General features: G+C 72.7%; 14 protein-coding genes. 5 read left to right on the top strand and 9 right to left on the bottom strand.

What is annotated here, in order from left to right:
* Window positions 1-6 precede the first annotated feature (6 nt).
* Window positions 7-1458 (bottom strand): SDR family NAD(P)-dependent oxidoreductase, encoded by a 1452-nt coding sequence (locus ACZ3UD_RS11655; protein ID WP_465585476.1) that lies wholly within the window; start codon window positions 1456-1458, stop codon window positions 7-9.
* 362 nt (window positions 1459-1820) lie between these two features.
* Here ACZ3UD_RS11655 and ACZ3UD_RS11650 point away from each other — a divergent pair, with 362 nt between their 5' ends.
* Window positions 1821-3260 carry a GuaB1 family IMP dehydrogenase-related protein gene (locus ACZ3UD_RS11650; RefSeq protein ID WP_465585342.1) on the top strand — a complete coding sequence of 480 codons (1440 nt, stop codon included), beginning with the start codon at window positions 1821-1823 and terminating at the stop codon, window positions 3258-3260.
* Here ACZ3UD_RS11650 and ACZ3UD_RS11645 read toward each other — a convergent pair.
* Window positions 3221-4165, bottom strand: coding sequence for a DUF5995 family protein (locus tag ACZ3UD_RS11645; RefSeq protein ID WP_465585340.1), 945 nt, complete (start codon window positions 4163-4165; stop codon window positions 3221-3223). The genes ACZ3UD_RS11650 and ACZ3UD_RS11645 overlap by 40 nt on opposite strands.
* Window positions 4166-4376: 211 nt before the next feature.
* Between ACZ3UD_RS11645 and ACZ3UD_RS11640 the strand changes: the two genes are divergently transcribed.
* Window positions 4377-5186 (top strand): poly-gamma-glutamate hydrolase family protein, encoded by an 810-nt coding sequence (locus ACZ3UD_RS11640; protein WP_465585474.1) that lies wholly within the window; start codon window positions 4377-4379, stop codon window positions 5184-5186.
* Window positions 5187-5222: 36 nt separating this feature from the next.
* Here ACZ3UD_RS11640 and ACZ3UD_RS11635 read toward each other — a convergent pair whose 3' ends face one another.
* Together ACZ3UD_RS11635 and ACZ3UD_RS11630 are read right to left on the bottom strand one after the other, a co-directional pair.
* Window positions 5223-5612 carry a DUF3224 domain-containing protein gene (locus ACZ3UD_RS11635; protein ID WP_465585338.1) on the bottom strand — a complete coding sequence of 130 codons (390 nt, stop codon included), beginning with the start codon at window positions 5610-5612 and terminating at the stop codon, window positions 5223-5225.
* A gap of 185 nt (window positions 5613-5797) precedes the next feature.
* Entirely contained in the window at window positions 5798-6889 is a 1092-nt protein-coding gene (locus tag ACZ3UD_RS11630; protein WP_465585336.1) for a PP2C family protein-serine/threonine phosphatase, read from the bottom strand.
* A gap of 116 nt (window positions 6890-7005) precedes the next feature.
* On the opposite strand from ACZ3UD_RS11630, the gene ACZ3UD_RS11625 reads away from it, so the two are divergent.
* Window positions 7006-7956 carry a pseudouridine synthase gene (locus tag ACZ3UD_RS11625; RefSeq protein ID WP_465585334.1) on the top strand — a complete coding sequence of 317 codons (951 nt, stop codon included), beginning with the start codon at window positions 7006-7008 and terminating at the stop codon, window positions 7954-7956.
* 190 nt (window positions 7957-8146) lie between these two features.
* On the opposite strand, the gene ACZ3UD_RS11620 is transcribed toward ACZ3UD_RS11625, so the two are convergent.
* The 4 genes from ACZ3UD_RS11620 to ACZ3UD_RS11605 all read right to left on the bottom strand — a co-directional run bounded on the left by ACZ3UD_RS11620 (window position 8147) and on the right by ACZ3UD_RS11605 (window position 14041).
* Window positions 8147-9604 (bottom strand): multicopper oxidase family protein, encoded by a 1458-nt coding sequence (locus ACZ3UD_RS11620; RefSeq protein WP_465585333.1) that lies wholly within the window; start codon window positions 9602-9604, stop codon window positions 8147-8149.
* A gap of 634 nt (window positions 9605-10238) precedes the next feature.
* Window positions 10239-11096 carry a DUF1259 domain-containing protein gene (locus ACZ3UD_RS11615; protein WP_465585331.1) on the bottom strand — a complete coding sequence of 286 codons (858 nt, stop codon included), beginning with the start codon at window positions 11094-11096 and terminating at the stop codon, window positions 10239-10241.
* A gap of 334 nt (window positions 11097-11430) precedes the next feature.
* Complete coding sequence (locus tag ACZ3UD_RS11610) at window positions 11431-12486, bottom strand: type III polyketide synthase (RefSeq protein WP_465585330.1); 1056 nt, start codon at window positions 12484-12486, stop codon at window positions 11431-11433.
* A gap of 349 nt (window positions 12487-12835) precedes the next feature.
* A complete protein-coding gene (locus ACZ3UD_RS11605; protein WP_465585328.1) occupies window positions 12836-14041 on the bottom strand; it encodes a cytochrome P450 in 1206 nt (401 codons plus the stop codon).
* Window positions 14042-14431: 390 nt separating this feature from the next.
* Here ACZ3UD_RS11605 and ACZ3UD_RS11600 point away from each other — a divergent pair, with 390 nt between their 5' ends.
* The gene (locus ACZ3UD_RS11600) at window positions 14432-15187 is read left to right on the top strand and encodes an SDR family oxidoreductase (RefSeq protein ID WP_465585327.1); all 756 of its coding nucleotides are present in this window, start codon (window positions 14432-14434) and stop codon (window positions 15185-15187) included.
* Entirely contained in the window at window positions 15184-16251 is a 1068-nt protein-coding gene (locus ACZ3UD_RS11595) for an S-adenosylmethionine:tRNA ribosyltransferase-isomerase (protein WP_465585325.1), read from the top strand. Before ACZ3UD_RS11600 ends, ACZ3UD_RS11595 begins: the two co-directional genes overlap by 4 nt.
* A 165-nt stretch (window positions 16252-16416) precedes the next feature.
* Here the strand turns inward: ACZ3UD_RS11595 and ACZ3UD_RS11590 are convergent, their stop codons facing one another.
* The gene (locus ACZ3UD_RS11590; protein ID WP_465585324.1) at window positions 16417-16821 is read right to left on the bottom strand and encodes a nuclear transport factor 2 family protein; all 405 of its coding nucleotides are present in this window, start codon (window positions 16819-16821) and stop codon (window positions 16417-16419) included.
* Window positions 16822-16920 lie beyond the last annotated feature (99 nt).

Below are 16920 nucleotides of genomic sequence, written 5' to 3'. Positions count from 1 at the left end.
AGCTGGTTACCAGTTGGCGCGCTCGTAGTCCTTGAGGAAGCAGCCGTACAGGTCCTCGCCCGCCTCGCCGCGCACGATCGGGTCGTAGACCCGGGCCGCGCCGTCGACGAGGTCCAGCGGGGCGTGGAAGCCCTCGTCGGCGAGGCGCATCTTGTCGGGGTGCGGCCGCTCGTCGGTGATCCAGCCGGTGTCGACGGCGGTCATCAGGATGCCGTCGCTCTGGAACATCTCCTGCGCGCTGGTGCGGGTGAGCATGTTGAGCGCGGCCTTGGCCATGTTGGTGTGGGGGTGGCCGGCGCCCTTGTAGCCGCGCTGGAACACGCCCTCCATCGCGGAGACGTTGACCACGTACTTGCGGCGGGACGCGGAGGCGGCCATCGCCGGGCGCAGCCGGCTGATCAGGATGAACGGCGCGGTGGAGTTGCAGAGCTGGACCTCCAGCAGCTCGACCGGGCCGACCTCGCTGACGGTCTGCACCCAGCTGTTGGTGGGCGCGAGGTCGGGCACCAGGCCGCCGGCGTCGATCGCCGTTCCGGCCTCGATCCGGGCGGGCGTGGCGGAGCCGGTGACCAGGGCGAGCGAGGTGACGTCCTCGGCGGCCAGCCGCTGCTCGCCGCCGCTCGCCTGGTGGGGGAGCGCGGGCAGGTCGACGCTGCCGCTGTTGAAGCGGCCGATGGTGGTGGCCTGCGGCAGCTCACCGGCCGGCAGCGGGGCGGACTCGGCGTTGACCAGCTCGCGGTAGGACTCCGGCGGGCGGCGGACGGTCTGCGCGGCGTTGTTGATCAGGATGTCCAGCGGGCCGTCGGCGGCCACCTCGTCGGCCAGCGCCATCACCTGGGCCGGGTCACGCAGGTCGATGCCGATGATCTTGAGGCGGTGGATCCACTCGGCGCTGTCCGGCATCGCCTTGAAGCGGCGGATCGCGTCGTTGGGGAAGCGGGTGGTGATGGTGGTGTGGGCGCCGTCGCGCAGCAGCATCAGCGCGATGTACATCCCGATCTTGGCCCGGCCGCCGGTCAGCAGCGCGCGCTTGCCGGTGAGGTCGGCCCGGGCGTCCCGGCGGGACCGGTTGAGGGCGGCGCAGGGCTGGCACAGGTTGTGGTAGAAGGCGTCGACCTCGACGTACCGGCCCTTGCAGATGTAGCAGGAGCGCGGCCGTTCCAGGATGCCGGCGATCTCGGTGGTGGTGACGGTGGTCAGGCCGAAGGCGCCGGCCGTCTCGTCGTCGATCCGGGTGGGCGCGCCGGTGGCCGTCCGGGCGGTGACCTCGCGGTCGTTGGCGGTCTTGCGGGCCCGGGTCTCCTGGCGGCGGCGCTGCTTGAGGGTCCGGAATATGCCGCCGACGGCCTTGCGGACGGTGATCGCGTCCGGGTGGTCGACGTGCAGCTCGTCCAGCTCCGCGAGCACCTCCAGGCAGAGCCTCAGCCGCTCGGGGTCGAGGCCGGGACCGAAGTCGATCTCCTCCTCGGTGCCCTCGACCTGGCCATGCCCGACGTCCTGTCGCTCGACGTCCTTCTGCTCGATGCTCACGCCTGCTGCCGCTTTCCCACTCGCCTCGCCGTTACCGCGTGAATGCTACGGGAGCAGCCCGCGCCGGGGCGAAAAGCCGATGTGGGAGCCGGTGCTTGGAGGATCATCCATGTCTACGCGCGGAGCATTGATCACGGTTTGTGCACAGCACCAGCAATGTTCCTCGAACTGGCTTTTGCCCCCGCCCTCCCGGAGAATCGAATGCTGGGTGCCGGGCGCCCGAGTGCGCCCCGGCGGCATCGCCGCAACCGCACCCGAGGTGTAATTTCTCCCAGCCAGAGAGCCCATTCATGCGTTTCCTGAACGACCTCAAGCCCTCGTACGACTTGACGTACGACGACGTCTTCATGGTCCCCAGCCGTTCCGCCGTGGGCTCCCGGCAGGGCGTCGACCTCTCCTCGAACGACGGCACCGGCACCACCATCCCGCTGGTCGTCGCCAACATGACCGCCATCGCCGGCCGCCGGATGGCCGAGACCGTCGCCCGCCGCGGCGGCCTGGTCGCCATCCCGCAGGACATCCCGACCGAGGTCATCGCCGAGGTCATCTCCTGGGTCAAGCAGCGCCACCTGGTGGTCGACACCCCGATCACCCTCGCCCCCGGCGCCACCGTCGCCGAGGCGCTCTCCCTGCTGCCCAAGCGCGCGCACGGCGCCCTCGTGGTGGTCGAGGACGGCAAGCCGGTCGGCGTCGTCACCGAGTCCGACTGCCAGGGCGTGGACCGCTTCACCAGCCTCGCCGACATCATGTCCCGTGAGCTGCTGCTGCTGGACGAGGGCATCGACCCGCGCGCCGCCTTCGACAAGCTCTCCGAGGCGCACCGCAAGCTCGCCCCGGTGGTCGACGCCGAGGGCCGCCTGGTCGGCATCCTCACCCGCAAGGGCGCGCTGCGCGCCACCCTGTACACCCCGGCCGTGGACGCGAACGGCAAGCTGCGGATCGCCGCCACCGTCGGCATCAACGGCGACGTCGCGCGCAAGGCCAAGGCGCTGATCGACGCCGGGGCCGACGTGCTGGTGGTCGACACCGCACATGGCCACCAGGAGAGCATGATCAGCGCGCTGCGCGCGGTGCGCGGCCTGGACCCGCGGATCCCGATCGTGGCCGGCAACGTGGTCTCCGCCGCCGGTGTCCGTGACCTGGTCGAGGCGGGCGCCGACATCCTCAAGGTCGGCGTCGGCCCGGGCGCCATGTGCACCACCCGGATGATGACCGGTGTCGGCCGCCCGCAGTTCTCCGCCGTCCTGGAGTGCGCCGCGGAGGCCCGCCGGCTCGGCAAGCACGTCTGGGCCGACGGCGGCGTGCGCCACCCGCGCGACGTCGCCATGGCGCTGGCAGCCGGTGCCTCCAACGTGATGATCGGCTCCTGGTTCGCCGGCACCTACGAGTCCCCGGGCGACCTGCAGACCGCTGCCGACGGCCGCCAGTACAAGGAGAGCTTCGGCATGGCCTCGGCTCGTGCGGTCAGCAACCGCACCGCCCAGGACTCCACCTACGACCGGGCCCGCAAGGCGCTGTTCGAGGAGGGCATCTCGCACTCCCGGATGTTCCTCGACCCGGCCCGCCCGGGCGTCGAAGACCTGATCGACTCGATCGTGGCCGGCGTGCGCAGCTCCTGCACCTACGCGGGCGCCAACACCCTGGAGGAGTTCCACGAGAAGGCGATCGTGGGCATCCAGAGCGCGGCCGGCTACGCCGAGGGCAAGCCGCTGCACTCCAGCTGGGCCTGATCGAGCTGGGCCTGATCGAGTTGGGCCTGCCCGCCCGCGTCCGTACCGTCGGCCGTCCGGTTCCTCGCCTCGGGGAGCCGGGCGGCCGCGGCCGTTTCGGGCGTGTCCTGCCGCCGGCCGTGCCCGTCGTGCCCTTGGCCCTGGCCGTCTTGTCCGTCCCGCCCGTGGTGCGGTCCGAGCGGGAGCAGTAGGGCGCGGCCGAGCAGCCCGACCGAGCCGTCCAGCGTGGCGGCGAGGGCCCGGGCAGCGCCCGGCAGCCGGCGCAGCTCCCACAGTGCCTGTACGGCCGCCCAGGCCCCCTCGCGGGCGGCCTCGACCGACCAGGTGCCGAGCAGGTGGGTGAGTGGCTCGGCGTGCTCCAGCAGGTCGGGCCCGGGCATCAGCTGCTCGCGCACGGCCGTCTCCACCTCGGCCAGCACCTCGTTGATCCGGTGGTAGTCCGCCTCGACTCCGTCCGGCTCGCAGCCACGGCGCAGGCAGAGGTCGACCACGGCCAGCGGCAGGTCGTGCTGGATGTGGGCGTTCATCCCGGCCAACGCGAACTGCAGCGGGTGCACGCCCGGGTGGGCGCGCAGCGCGAACAGCGGCCGCCAGCAGGCGGGCGGCTCCTGCCCGGCAGCGTCGGCGGCCACGGCCAGCAGGTACCGCCCGGCGAACACCACGTCCAGCTCGGCCATCGCCGCAGGGTCGGCGAAGTACCCGCCGACGAGTCGGTCGCGCACCGCCTCCGTCACTGTGAGGTAGGCACGGTTGAAGACCGCCACCCCGTCTGCCGGGGGCAGCTCTGCCGCGATCTCCCGCAGCCGGCCGACCACCTCCTCGACCGTGACCGGCCTGGGGGCCGTCACCGTACGGGCCGTCGCCCCGGGGGCCGTCACCGTACGGGCCGTCGCTGTGCGGGTCATGAGCCACCCTTCGAGGCCGATCGTGCACTGATCGCATCATCGTGGCAGCGTGGAGGGTGTCCCGTGGGCGTGAACACGCGTCCGTCGAAGTGGCGTCACACGATCAGGCCGCTCCCGCCCTGGAATGGCGTGGAGTTGGATGTGACTTTGCTGTGACTTTACTTATCCCCCACCTCCTGTGGTCCCGACCGTGATCAACCGTCGTACCCTGATGTCCGCGCTCGCCGCGGCCCCGGCCCTCAGCGCCATCGGCGCCACGCTGGGGAGCACCCCCGCGAACGCCGCCGACCTCTACCCCTCCAACAGCGCCCTCTACGCCGACCCGTCCCTGGCCGAGGGCGTGGACTACGGCCGCCGCTACCGTCGGCACCTGATCGACGACCAGAGCCCGCAGGACCTTACGCCGTTCATCCGGACCACCGTCATCGCCCCGCACGGCGGCGGCATCGAGGGCGGCACCTCCGAACTGTGCCTGGCCGTCGCCGGGTACCACCCGGCCGACCTCGCCCCGACCCCGGCCGCCGGGCCGGTGCGCGACTTCTGGATGTTCGAGGGCCTGCGCTCCTCCAACAACAGCGCGCTGCACGTCACCTCGACCCACTGCGACGACGGCGTGGCCCGCGCGATGTGCGCCGGCAGCCTCAACGTGCTGGCGCTGCACGGCTGTACCACCGCAAAAGCCGGCTTGGAGGCCGGCGCCCGGGCCGTGCTGGTCGGCGGTCTGAACTCCACCTTCCGCCGGTACCTGGTGGAGGAGTTCACGGCGGCGGGCGTCCGGGCCGTGACCGCCTCCGGTGAGGAGGAGATCGCGGGCGTCTCGCCGGAGAACATCTGCAACCGCAGCCTGCTCGGGATGGGCGCCCAGCTGGAGATGACCACCGAGCTGCGCGCCGCGATGTTCGCCCCGGGCAAGAACACCCGCGCCGAAGCGGCGGCCAACACCCTGCCGCTGTTCTGGAGCTTCACGACCGCGGTCCGGACCGCGATCCAGCGGCTGGAGGCGACCCAGTCCGTCCTGTGACGGACGGCCCGCCGGCTGCGCGCCCCGCAGCCGGCGTCAGCCCAGCTCGTACGCCAGCACGTAGGTGTGGGTGCCGGACTCGTCGACGGCCAGCTGGAACTCCCCGGTGATCCCGGCCAGCTCGCCCGTCCCGGTGCCCGGCACCACGCGTATCGTCACCCCGGTGGTGTCCCAGGCCGCGTGCTGGAGCACGAACGAGCCCTTGCGCCCGTCCAGTTCACCCGTCACGTGCTCCACCGCGACGTACGAGGCCGGGCCGCCCGAGGCGTCGCCGACGGACAGCATCCGCACCTCGCTCCGCCCGCTCAGGCCGCCCGTGAAGGTCTTGGCGATGCTGACCCGCCCGAAGGAGGCGCCCTCGCGCTCCTCCGTCTCCACCGGCTCGAAAGCGGTCAGCTCGAACGACCCGCTCGCCTTGGCACCCACGGCACGCTCCCCTCGTCGGTCGTCCCCCGGCCGGCACCCCGCCGACCGAGCGGCCGGGCAGGTCCCGACCGTGCGTGAAGCCTTGCACACGCCACTGACATTGATGCTGATCCTCAGGTTCCGGTGGTCGTGCCTCTGTCACTGACTGACGCCCTGCTGGGCTGTCAATCGGCCCTGCGTCGCCGTCAGTACTCCCAGCGCAGCGCCAGCACCGCCGCGTCGTCGGTCAGCCCGGCGTCCCCGACCCAGCCGTCGACGTCCGCGAGCAGGGCGCCCAGCAGGTCCGCCGGGTTCCCCGCGGGTAGGCCGGGCAGACGTTCCGCCAGCGGGTAGAACCGGCCCTCGGCGTCCCGGGCCTCGGACACGCCGTCAGTGTGCAGGAGCAGCACGTCGCCCGGCCGCGGCTCGAAGCGGCCCGCCGGGTAGCCGCCGCCGGTCAGCCCGAGCAGGCCCAGCGGCGGCGCCGGGAACGGCGGCTCCAGGTCGCTCACCCTGCCCGCGCGGCGCAGCAGCGGGTGCGGATGGCCGCAGTTCACGATCGTCACCGACCCCCGCTCCGGCGTCACGTCCAGCAGCAGCGCGGTGGCGAACCGCCCGTCCTCCGACCGCGCGCTGAGCGCCGCGTCCAGTCGCTCCGCCAGTCGGGTGAGGTCGGGATCGGTCCGTGCCGCCTCCCGGAACACGCCCAGCACGTCCGCCGCCGTCTCCACCGCCGGCAGCCCGTGCCCCTGCACGTCGCCGAGCAGGATCCGCACGCCGAAGCGGGTCTCGACGACGGCGTACACGTCCCCGCCGATCCGCGCCTCGGCCGCCGCCGCGACGTACCGCACGGCCATACGCAGCCGCCCGATCCGCTCCGGCGGCGGGCGCAGCAGGGCCCGCTGCGCCGCCTCGGCCACCGTCCGGACCCGGAACAGCTCCCGTTCCCGGGCTGCCACCAGGACGACGTTGGCGGCGCTGGCCAACGTCGCGGCGAGCACCGTGATCAGCGAGGTGACGTGCACCTCGGTCGGCAGATCGGTGTTGGTGGTCTCCAGCAGCCCGACCGCGAGGACGGCGATCGCCCCGGCGATCAGCGGCACCCGGGCCGTCCGGGTGGTCGCTCCGGCCAGCACCGGAGCCACCGCGAGGACGGGGGAGAGCGTCGTGCCGGGGCCGGTCGCCAGATCGGCGACGACGGCGCCGACCAGCAGCGCGAAGGCGCCGTACAGGAGCAGCCGGGTCCGTGGCGGCAGGTGCAGCGGCGGCACACCGGCCGGGCTGTCGTCGGCGGTCACGCGTCCTCCAGGGCTGAGCGGCTGAGCGGGCCTACGGTCCACTCTGCTCCGCGCCCCCCGCGGGCGGCACCTCGGACGAAGACGGCCGGGCGTACCCGACTAGGCTGGGCCGCGAGATGAGACGCAAGAGCCGCCGCCCGGCCTCCCCCCTCCCACAGCGCAACGGCGTGGACCCGGTGCACCTGCGGCTCCCGGCCGAGGGTCCCTGGCCGACCGTTCGCGCCCACCTGGTCGAGCGGCTGCCCACCGTGGCGGCCGAGCGGATCGACGCGGCGTTGCACGGGCGGGAGATCGTCGGCGAGGACGGGCCGGTCGCGCCCGACGCGCCGTTCCGGCCCGGCGCGCACCTGTGGTTCTACCGGGACCTGCCGGACGAGGTCCGCGTCCCGTTCGAGCTGGAGGTGCTGCACCGGGACGAGCACCTGGTCGTCGTCGACAAGCCGCACTTCCTGGCCACCACCCCGCGCGGCAGGCATGTCGTCGAGACGGCGCTCTCCCGGCTGCGGCACACCCTCGATCTGCCCGCGCTCAGCCCCGCCCACCGGCTCGACCGGCTCACCGCCGGCCTGGCCATGTTCGTGGTCCGGCCGGAGGACCGCGGCGCCTACCAGACGCTCTTCCGCGACCGGCTGGTCCGCAAGGAGTACCAGGCCGTCGCCCCCTACGACCCGGCGCTGGGCCTGCCGCGCACCGTCCGCAGCCACATCGTCAAGGAACGGGGCGTGATCGCCGCCCGCGAGGTCGACGCCCCGCCGAACAGCGAGAGCGAGATCGACCTGCTCGACCACCGCGACGGCCTCGCCCGCTACCGCCTCCGCCCGCTCAGCGGACGCACCCACCAGCTGCGGCTGCACATGTGCGGGCTCGGCGTGCCGATCCTCGGCGACCCGGTCTACCCGGTGGTGCTGCCCGAACCGGCCTCGGACGACTTCCGCTGGCCGCTCCAACTCCTCTCCTCCGTCATCGAGTTCACCGACCCGCTGACCGGCCGCGAGCGCCGCTTCGAGAGCCGCCGCACCCTGGCCGCCTGGACCGACCCCGAGGGCTGGGCCCTCGGCGCGTCCTAGGTTCGGCGAACGACGGGGCCCCGGCCCGGTGGCCGATCCGCCGCCCGACCCCGCGGCGCGATCGCGGGGGCATGAACGCAGCGCTGCCCACCGCCCCGCACTCCTCGGGAGTCTCGCGGGCCCCGGGTACCCGCGAGACTGGGTCACCACCGTGATCACGGACAGTCGAACGCCAGGATCCCCGACAGAGTCAGGCTCGGACGGCGACGCGGTGCCCGTGGTGGTGCCCGTGGCGGTGCCGGCGGTGCCGCCGCCGATGCCGCCGACCGGTTCCGGACGCCGACGATCCGGACCGGCCGACTCCGGACATCGAGGCTTCCGAGGACGCGGACGAGCCGGCGAAGGCCTCGTCCGACTCCTTGGCGCCGCCTTCCGATTCCGCGGGCAGCACGTCGATCCGGCCCATCTGGCCGTGCGAGGAGTGCACCATGTGGTGGCAGTGATAGACGTACTGGCCCGGATAGTCGCCCCAGGTCATGGCGATCCGGACGCTCTGGCCCGGATAGATCGGGACGGTGTCCTTGAGCCCGGCCTCGGCCGGGCCGACCGGCTCCCCGTCACGGTCCAGCACGCGGAACCGCACCAGATGGGTGTGGAAGGAGTGGGGGGCGTGGAAGACCCCGGCCGGCCGCCGGGTGAGGTGGTTGTGGATCGTCCAGATCTCGCTGGTGCCGACGGTGGTCCGCACGTCGGTCCGGTCCGGGTCGTACTTGCGCCCGTTGATCCTGGTGTCCGGGAAGGTCGTCAGCCAGAACTCCCGGTGCACCGTCGCCTCCGGGATCGGCGGCAGGGTGGCCAGGACGTCCGGTATCCGGCTGCGGTCCTCGGCCGTCCGGGTGATGTCGAAGCGCAGCACCTCGGACCGCTCGGTCTCCAGCGCGGCCGTGTTCTCCAGCACCACCGATTCGCCGACCGGGTAGCGGGCGAAGTCGACCACGATCTCGGCGCGTTCCGCGCCGGCCAGGGTCAGCTCGTCCAACTTCACCGGCTCGGCGAGAAGTCCGCCGTCGGAGGCTATCTGGGTGAACGGCTCACCGTCGGCGAGGCGCAGCGATATGTGGCGGTTGGGCGAGACGTTGAAGACCCGCAGACGGTACTTGCGCGCCGCCACCTCGAAGTAGGGCCGCTCCTTGCCGTTGACCAGCATGTGCGGGCACTCGTACGGGTCGGTGTAGACCAGCCTGCCGTCCGTCTCGATCCGGGCGTCCCGGATCAGCAGCGGGATGTCGAACTCGCCGCTCGGCAGCGGCAGGCTGCTCTCGTGCGGGTCGCTGAGCAGGTAGGCGCCGGCCAGGCCTCGGTAGACGTTCTCGGCCTCCAGCTGGTGCGCGTGGTCGTGGTACCAGAGCGAGGCGGCCACCTGTTCGTTGGGGTAGCGGTACTCGCGGGTCTCGCCGGGCTCGACGAGGTCCATCGGCAGGCCGTCGTACCGCGACCGGACATGGCCGCCGTGCAGGTGGACGGAGGTGTGCACGCTGAGGTCGTTGGTCTGCTCGATCACCACCTCCCGGCCCTTGACCGCCCGGATGGTCGGACCGGGGAAGCAGCCGCCGTAGGTCCAGACGGTGGTCAGCAGCCCCTTGACGATCTCCACCTCGGTCTCGGCCATCCGCAGCTTGTACAGGTCCGAGGAATCCGTCCGCGACACCGGACTCAGCACCGGGGGCACCGGCATGGCGTGCGCGAATGGGACGATCCGGGCGGCCCGCCCCCTGGGCTCCGACCTGGGCTGAGCGGCCGGCAGTGCGGCTGGCGCGATCTGGGCCAGGCTCGGTGTGAGGCCCCATGGGAAGAGGGCCACGGGGCCGCCTATGGTGGCGGCCCTGAGGAGGTCTCGTCGGTTCAGCATCCTCGGTCTCTCTGTCCGGGACCCGGCGGTCGGTACGCCGCCGGGTAGATGGTTCGCCGGCCGTGGTCGCCGGCCACCCCCGCCCAGCGGCTGCCGCGCACATGACGGCGCGGGCCTGGCGGTGGCTGACCGTGCGGCTCGCGCCGCGCTTGGTAACCGCCCCGCTGGCTCAGTATCAGTGGGCTTCGCGCGCTCTGCATCGCGACCGCATCTGTCCGGGACCCCGGCATCCCCGGGGCGGCCGGCATTCCCGGGGCGGCCGGCATTCCCGGGACGGCCGGCATTCCCGGGGCGGCCGGCATTCCCGGGACGTTCGGCGGCCACTTCGTGCGGGGGCGAGCGCCCGGTGCGCGCTGCCGGCGTGCGCCCATGCCCGTTGTGCCCGACACTCGTCGGGCACAACGGGGGAAGGCCGGGTATCTCCGCCGGTCATTCAGGTGGTGGCCGGTACGACATTGGTGGCGGCGACCGCGCGGCGGACCGTTCTGGCCAGGTCCAGGGCATTGCCCTGGGCCCAGATGTGGGTGAAGAAGAGGCGCGGTTCGTCCGTCAGGCCGTGGTTGTGGAGTTCGACGAGTTCGATGCCGCCCTGCCGCAGTATCCCGATCACCTCCTGGACCTCGCCGGCGACCATGGCGAGGTCGCCGCTGAGCGCGGCCCGTCCCCCGCCGAGCGGCTGGAAGTTGAAGGCCGAGGTCGCGCCCAGGCCGGGTGGCAGGACGTGCCCCTCGTCGACGAGGGTCTCGCGGCGCACGAAGACGCACGCATGGACGTCCTCGCCGCTGTTGCCCGTGGCCCCCAGTGCGGCGTCGATGCCGGCGGTGTCCAGATCGAGGGGCCGCAGTGGTCTGGGCGGGCGCGGTGCTGGAGTGCCGGTGCGGTCGAGCGCGGCCCGCAGCCCGCGGGCCAGTGCCCTGCCGTCCTTCCCGTGTGCGCAGACATGGGTCCACCAGACGTCCGGCGACTGCGCCGGGAGGTGTTTGTGGATGGCGGTCAGGGCGATCCCCTGAGCCCGGAGGGCGTCGGTGAACGCCGGCAGTTCGTCCGCGGTCACCACCAGATCGCCCATCATCAGGATGCTGCCGTCGTCGTACCGCGCGAAGGAGGCGTGCGAGCCCAGGGCGAGCCCGGGGGTGATGTTGACGCCGCGGCTGACCACGCGCAGGTCGTGCCGCGGGAAGGGCGTGTGGTGGTAGGTCCTGCGGATGAGGTTGCCCGGGCGGCCGAGGGTGTGTGCGACGTCGCCCCAGTCCTCCTCGCGGGTGCTCACCGGGATGGGGGCGGCCCCCATGCCGCCGTGATCACGGGCTGCGACCGGCCTCGTGCCGCCAGGATCACGGGCCGCGGCCGTCCCTGTCGTCGCATCCCCCGCCAGGCCGACGAGTACTGGCATCAGCCCGGCCGCCGCCAGCAGTGGCCGTCGCGCTACAGCGGGGGGAACAGGGTTCCCGGGGGTTGCGTCTTCGGTCTTCACAGGCACCTCCAGAGCCCGGGGCGAGTACGGGAGCCGGTCCCCGCGTCGTGGCCACGGCGGCGCGCGGGTAACGGCTCCCGTCTGGGCCGGCCGCCGGGGTGTGCCGGCGGCCGGACGAACGATCGGATGGGGGAGCGGTTCGACCTCTCGGTCAGGAATCGGGCGATGCCCAGGTGCCGAGGGACATCTCGGCGGTGATACCCGGGCCGAACCCGGCCAGCAGCCCGTGGTGGCCGTTGAGAGCCGACTGCTCGTCGAACATCCGGGCCAGGGCGTCGAGCACGACCGCACTGGCGATGTTGCCGTACTGGGTGAGGGTGGCCCGGCTGAAGCGGAACGCCTCGGGCGGCACCTTCAGGAAGTGGCTCAGGTCGTCCAGGATCCGTGGACCGCCGGCGTGGATGATGTAGAAGTCCAGCATGCCCACGTCCCACCGGTGCTGCTCCGCGACCGCACGCAGGGCAGGGCTGAGGGGCTCCATCGTCCCCGGTACCCGCTTGTCCAGCTGGAAGTGGAATCCGGTGGGGCGGACCGCGTAGGAGATCCACTCCTCGGTGTTCGGGATGAGGTACGAGCCGTTGCGCTCCAACCGGATCCCGGTGCCGCCCTCGCCCCGGACCACGGCGGCGGCGATCCCGTCGCCGAACAGGCCGTTGGACAGCAGCGACCCCACGCCCAAGTCGGTGGGCTGGTAGCACAGCGAGCAGAACTCGCAGGCCACGATCAGCACGTTGGCGCCCGGGTAGGCCGAGCAGAAGTCATGGGCCCGGTTCACCGCCGCGCCGCCGGCCGCACAGCCCAGTTGGGCGATCGGCAGCTGCCGGGTCTCCGGCCGGAAGCCCAGCTTGTTGATCAGCCACGCCGTGAGTGACGGCATCATGAAACCGGTGCACGACACATAGACGATCAGGTCGATCTCCGACGGCTCCACCTGGGCCGTTTCGAGGGCCCTGACCACCACCGCCGGGACGCGGGCCTTGGACTCCGCCTCGAAGACGGCGCTCCGCTCGTCCAGCCCCGGGTGCTTCAGCACCACGTCGATGGGTTGGATCAGATGCCGCTTCCGCACCCCGGTGTTCTTGATGAGGCGTAACGCCAGACCGAGCTGGGGATGGTCGTGGTGGAGCCTGCGCGCCAGTTCGAGGGTCTCCTCGTTGGTGATGACGTGCTCCGGCACGGCTATCGCCGGCTTACACAGAACGGCCATGGGACTTCCTCCTGACTGGCGGAGTTCCCGGTGCGACCCTGGCGAGGCGGGGAATTCAGTACTCGACGGCAGCCGCTGCGAGCCGGACGCGTGGAGACGGCGCGGCGGCGGGACTCACCGGGCGGGGCCCAACAGCGCGGCAGACGAGCCGGCAGAGCGAGGATCGGATGCTCGCTGTGCGGGCGGCCCAGCCGGCCGCGAGTTGGTTCGGGCCACGTCAGCCCAATTTACGGAAGGTGGGTCCAACACGCACGTCGGCCCGCACACTCCAAGGTGCGCGGGCCGGCGTGCGCGGCGATGCCGGAAGCGAGGTGGCGGCAGGCGAGCGCCGGAGCGTGGGGGAGCGCCGTCACCAGGTGACCGGCAGCCCGAGCGGATAGCGCCAGATCGACGAGGTGTTCCACGCCAGCTCCGCGGCCGGCTTCGCCAGCGCGATCCTGGGGAAGCGCTCCAGCAGAGTCCCGAGGGCGACTTCGAGTTCGGTGATGGCCAGCGGTGCGCCGAGGCAGTGGTGCGCGCCCCAGCCGAAGGTCATGTGGGAGGGGCTGGTCCGCTCCAGGTCCAGCTCGTCGGGCCGCTCGAACCTGCGGGCGTCCCGGTTGGCGGTCAGGTAGGAGACGTGCACGATGTCCCCCGCCGGGATCGTCACCCCGCTCAGCTCCACGTCTTCAAGGGCCACCCGGGGGATGCCGACGCCCTTGCGGAACGGGATGAAGCGCAGCATCTCCTGGATCACCTGGGGGAGCATCTCGGGCCGCTCGCGCAGGGTGGCGCGCACGTCCGGCCGGGTGAGGATGGTGTACGAGAGGTTGCCGAGCTGGTACGTCGTGGTGTCCTGGCCGGTGATCAGCAGGACCATGGCCATCACGGTGAGTTCCCGCTCGTCGAGGACCTCGTCCCCGTCGCGGGCCGTAGCCAGCGCGCTGATCAGGTCGTCACCGGGGTTCCTGCGCCGTTCGGCCGTCAGCTCGGCGAAGTACGCCCGCAGGTCGGCCTTGGCCCGCACCGCGTCCGGCTTGTTGTCCAGGTCCATGTTCATCATCGTCCGAGCGTTGGCGCGCAGCTGTGCGCTGTCGGCCTCGGGGATCTCCAGGACCTCGCAGATCGTGATCAGCGGGAGCGGGTGGGCCAGGTGCTCCATGAGGTCGGCCGGGGGCCCCTGGTCCCGCATGCGGTCCAGCAGCTCGTTCACCACAAGCTGGGTACGGTCCCTCATCCGCTCGATGTGGTCGGGTGTGAAGCCCTTGGACACCAGGCTGCGCAGGCGGGCGCTGGCGGGCGGGTCCATGACGTTGATCGCCTCGGCCTGGACGATCGGCTCGGGAGTCATGCGCGGAAAGTCCCGGCCGACGATGGCGTGGCGGCTGAAACGCCGGTCAGTGGTCACTGTGCGCACGTCGTCGTACCCCGTGACGAGCCAAGCCTCCCCCTCGCCGTAGGGGAGACGGATGCGGCTGGCCGGCGCGTCGTTCATGAGCTGCCGGAGCGTCGGGTCGAACTCAAGGGCTTCGGCGAAGTCGAACGGGCAGTTCCGTGCGCTGGAGTCGGTGGACATGCGGACCTCCAGGTCTGGGCCGTGCGGGCCGGATGGGAGGGCGGATGGAACGGACTGAGCACCGGTACCCGATCGGTCGGCCGCACACACCGGTGGAGGTGCGGGACGGCCGGTAATTCATCCGGGCTGATCAGCGGCAGGAGCGTCCGGTTCCCACCTCACGCGGTCGCCCTGGCCGCCGCGCGCCGGTCCGCCGCCCGGCTGCTCACGGCCACCGTGGGCCGCGTTGGGCGAGCTGACACCGCCGCCGCACCTTCGCCGCCTGGACCGACCCCCCAGGGCTGGGAGGCCGGGTCCTAGGACGGCCCGTCGATCTAGGACGAACGCATGACCCGGTCCCAAGCCGGGCGACCGATCCGCCGCTCGCCCCGGCGGCGGGATCGTTGCCTCATGAACGCAGCACCGCACACCGCCCCCGCCCCCGTCGCCCTGGTCACCGGCGCCTCCCGAGGACTCGGCCTGGCGCTCGCGCACGCCCTCGCCGCCGAGGGCTGGCAGCTGGTGATCACCGCCCGGGGCGCTGCCGAACTCGCCGAGGCCGAAGCGGCCCTGGCCGCCGTCACCGAGGTGGTGGCCCTGTCCGGCTCGATCGTCGACGACGACCATCGCGCCCGTCTGGCCGAGGCCGCCGAGGGACTCGGCGGCGCGAGCCTCCTGGTCAACAACGCCGGCACGCTCAACGGCGCCCCCGCCCCCGGCGCCGAGCCGCTGCCCCGGCTGGCCGACTTCCCGCTGCCGGACCTGCTGGAGACCTTCGAGGTCAACGCGCTCGCCCCGATCGCGCTCACCCAACTCGTCCTGCCCCAGCTGCGCGCCCGCTCCGGCGCCGTCCTCAACATCAGCTCGGACGCCGCCGTGGTGCCCTACCTCGGTTGGGGCGGCTACGGCGCCAGCAAGGCCGCGCTCGACCAGGCCACCGCCGTACTCGCGCGGGAGGAACCGGAGTTGAGCGTCTGGGCGGTCGACCCGGGCAGCATGCGCACCCGGATGCTGCAGGAGGCCAGCCCCGGCGAGGACATCTCCGGCGAGCCGCTGCCCGAGCAGGTCGTACCCGTTCTGCTCGGCCTGCTGCGCGACCGCACCCCCTCCGGCCGCTACCGCGCCGAGGACCTGGTGGCGGCCGCCGCCGACCGGGGCGGGCGATGACGGCCCTGACCGGCCTCGGCCTCGACCTCACCGTCCCGCCCGAACTCTCCGCCCGCGCACCGGCGGAGGCCCGCGGCGGGGCCCGGGACGGCGTACGGATGCTGGTCGGCCGGCGCGCCTGCGGCGGCATCGAGCACCGCCGCTTCACCGAGCTGCCCGAGGTGCTGCGGCCCGGCGACCTGCTGGTGGTCAACAACTCGGCCACCCTCCCGGCCGCCCTGCCGGGCCGGCTGCCCGACGGCGCGCCGGTCGCGCTGCACCTCTCCTCCGCTCAGCCGGACCAACGCGGTGGCTACCTGGTGGAGTTGCGCGAGGTGGTGCCCGGGCAGGCGGCGGCGTACTACCCGCCGGAGCGGTCTCCGGCCCGCCCCGGCCTGCGGGTCGGCCTGCCGGGCGGCGGCACGGCCGAGCTGACCGAGCCGTTCACCGCCCGCCTCTGGTACGCCGAACTCGACCTGCCTGACCCGCTGTTGCGCTACCTGGAGCTGCACGGCCGGGCGATCCGGTACGGCTACACGGACCGCGACTGGCCGATCGAGGCCTACCAGACGGTCTTCGCGGCCGTCCCCGGCAGCAGCGAAATGCCCAGCGCGGCCCGCCCGTTCAGCCCCGAGGTGGTGGCCCGGCTGGCCGGCCGGGGCGTGCTGGTCGCCCCGGTCACCCTGCACACCGGGGTGGCTTCGCCGGAGGCGCACGAGGCCCCGTACGCCGAGCGCTTCCACGTCCCGGTGGCCACCGCCCGGCTGGCCGGCCACGTCCGGGCCGAGGGTGGCCGGGTGATCGCCGTCGGCACCACCGTGGTGCGCGCCCTGGAGTCGGCCGCCGAACCCGACGGAATGCTCCATGGGGCCGACGGCTGGACGGAGTTGGTGATTACCCCGGAGCGCGGTGTGCGCGCCGTCGACGGCCTGCTCACCGGCTGGCACGAGCCCCGCGCCTCGCACCTGCTGATGCTGGCCGCCGTCGCGGGCCGTCCGCTGCTGGCGGCCTGCTACCGCGAGGCCGTACAACAGCGGTACCTGTGGCACGAGTTCGGGGACGTCAACCTGCTGCTGCCGGACTGACCGGGGTCGGCCGGTGGTGGCGTAGGCCGCGAGCCCCCGTTGGTGTCCGCCAGCCCGGCACAGTGGTCGACCGGGACGGGAGCGAGCAATGATTCCCTGTCAGCCCGGGCCCGCACCCCGGCGGGCGGGCGAGGCGATCACGGTACCGATCCGGGGGAGCGCCGCTCAGGCCAGCAGGGTCTGCGCCACGTGGTGGGTGTCCAGGTACTCGCGGACGGCGGTGATCAGCCCGTTCTCCACGGCGAACACGCCCAGGCAGTGGTTCTCGTACGCGGCGCCGTTAGCGGCCTTCCCGACAACGGTCCACTCGGCCACCGCCTGCGGGCCGTCGGCGAGGACGTGGGTGAGGGTGATGGCCGGCAGGCCGTCGGCGGCGAACAGGGCGCCGACCTGGCCGAGGAACTCGCCGAAGATCTCCTGCTTGCCGTGCCAGGTGCGGGAGAGGGCGAGGCCGCCCGGGTAGGTCCAGGTCGCGTCCTCGGCGAACAGGGCGATCGCGGCGTCGAGTTCGCCCGCCGCGAGGAGGGTGACGTAGTCGGTGACGACGGTGCGGGCGTCGGGCTGCTGCATGGTGGGCTCCTCTGGTGCGTCCGGTCGGGGCTCTCCCGCCGTGACACCAGCAAAGCCCGGCGGCGGCGATGGCGGCCAACAACCGTACAAGCACCACGA

It is taken from the genome of Kitasatospora sp. NPDC023118, assembly GCF_055560875.1.
This window is presented reverse-complemented; position numbering and strand designations above follow the sequence as displayed.

Excerpts from the sequence above, each read along its gene's own strand:
- ACZ3UD_RS11650 (WP_465585342.1), top strand. The coding sequence starts at position 1,821 with ATGCGTTTCCTGAACGACCTCAAGCCCTCGTACGACTTGACGTACGAC.
- ACZ3UD_RS11645 (WP_465585340.1), bottom strand. The coding sequence starts at position 4,165 with ATGACCCGCACAGCGACGGCCCGTACGGTGACGGCCCCCGGGGCGACG.
- ACZ3UD_RS11640 (WP_465585474.1), top strand. The coding sequence starts at position 4,377 with ATGTCCGCGCTCGCCGCGGCCCCGGCCCTCAGCGCCATCGGCGCCACG.
- ACZ3UD_RS11625 (WP_465585334.1), top strand. The coding sequence starts at position 7,006 with ATGAGACGCAAGAGCCGCCGCCCGGCCTCCCCCCTCCCACAGCGCAAC.
- ACZ3UD_RS11615 (WP_465585331.1), bottom strand. The coding sequence starts at position 11,096 with ATGGGGGCCGCCCCCATCCCGGTGAGCACCCGCGAGGAGGACTGGGGC.
- ACZ3UD_RS11610 (WP_465585330.1), bottom strand. The coding sequence starts at position 12,486 with ATGGCCGTTCTGTGTAAGCCGGCGATAGCCGTGCCGGAGCACGTCATC.
- ACZ3UD_RS11605 (WP_465585328.1), bottom strand. The coding sequence starts at position 14,041 with ATGTCCACCGACTCCAGCGCACGGAACTGCCCGTTCGACTTCGCCGAA.
- ACZ3UD_RS11600 (WP_465585327.1), top strand. The coding sequence starts at position 14,432 with ATGAACGCAGCACCGCACACCGCCCCCGCCCCCGTCGCCCTGGTCACC.
- ACZ3UD_RS11595 (WP_465585325.1), top strand. The coding sequence starts at position 15,184 with ATGACGGCCCTGACCGGCCTCGGCCTCGACCTCACCGTCCCGCCCGAA.
- ACZ3UD_RS11590 (WP_465585324.1), bottom strand. The coding sequence starts at position 16,821 with ATGCAGCAGCCCGACGCCCGCACCGTCGTCACCGACTACGTCACCCTC.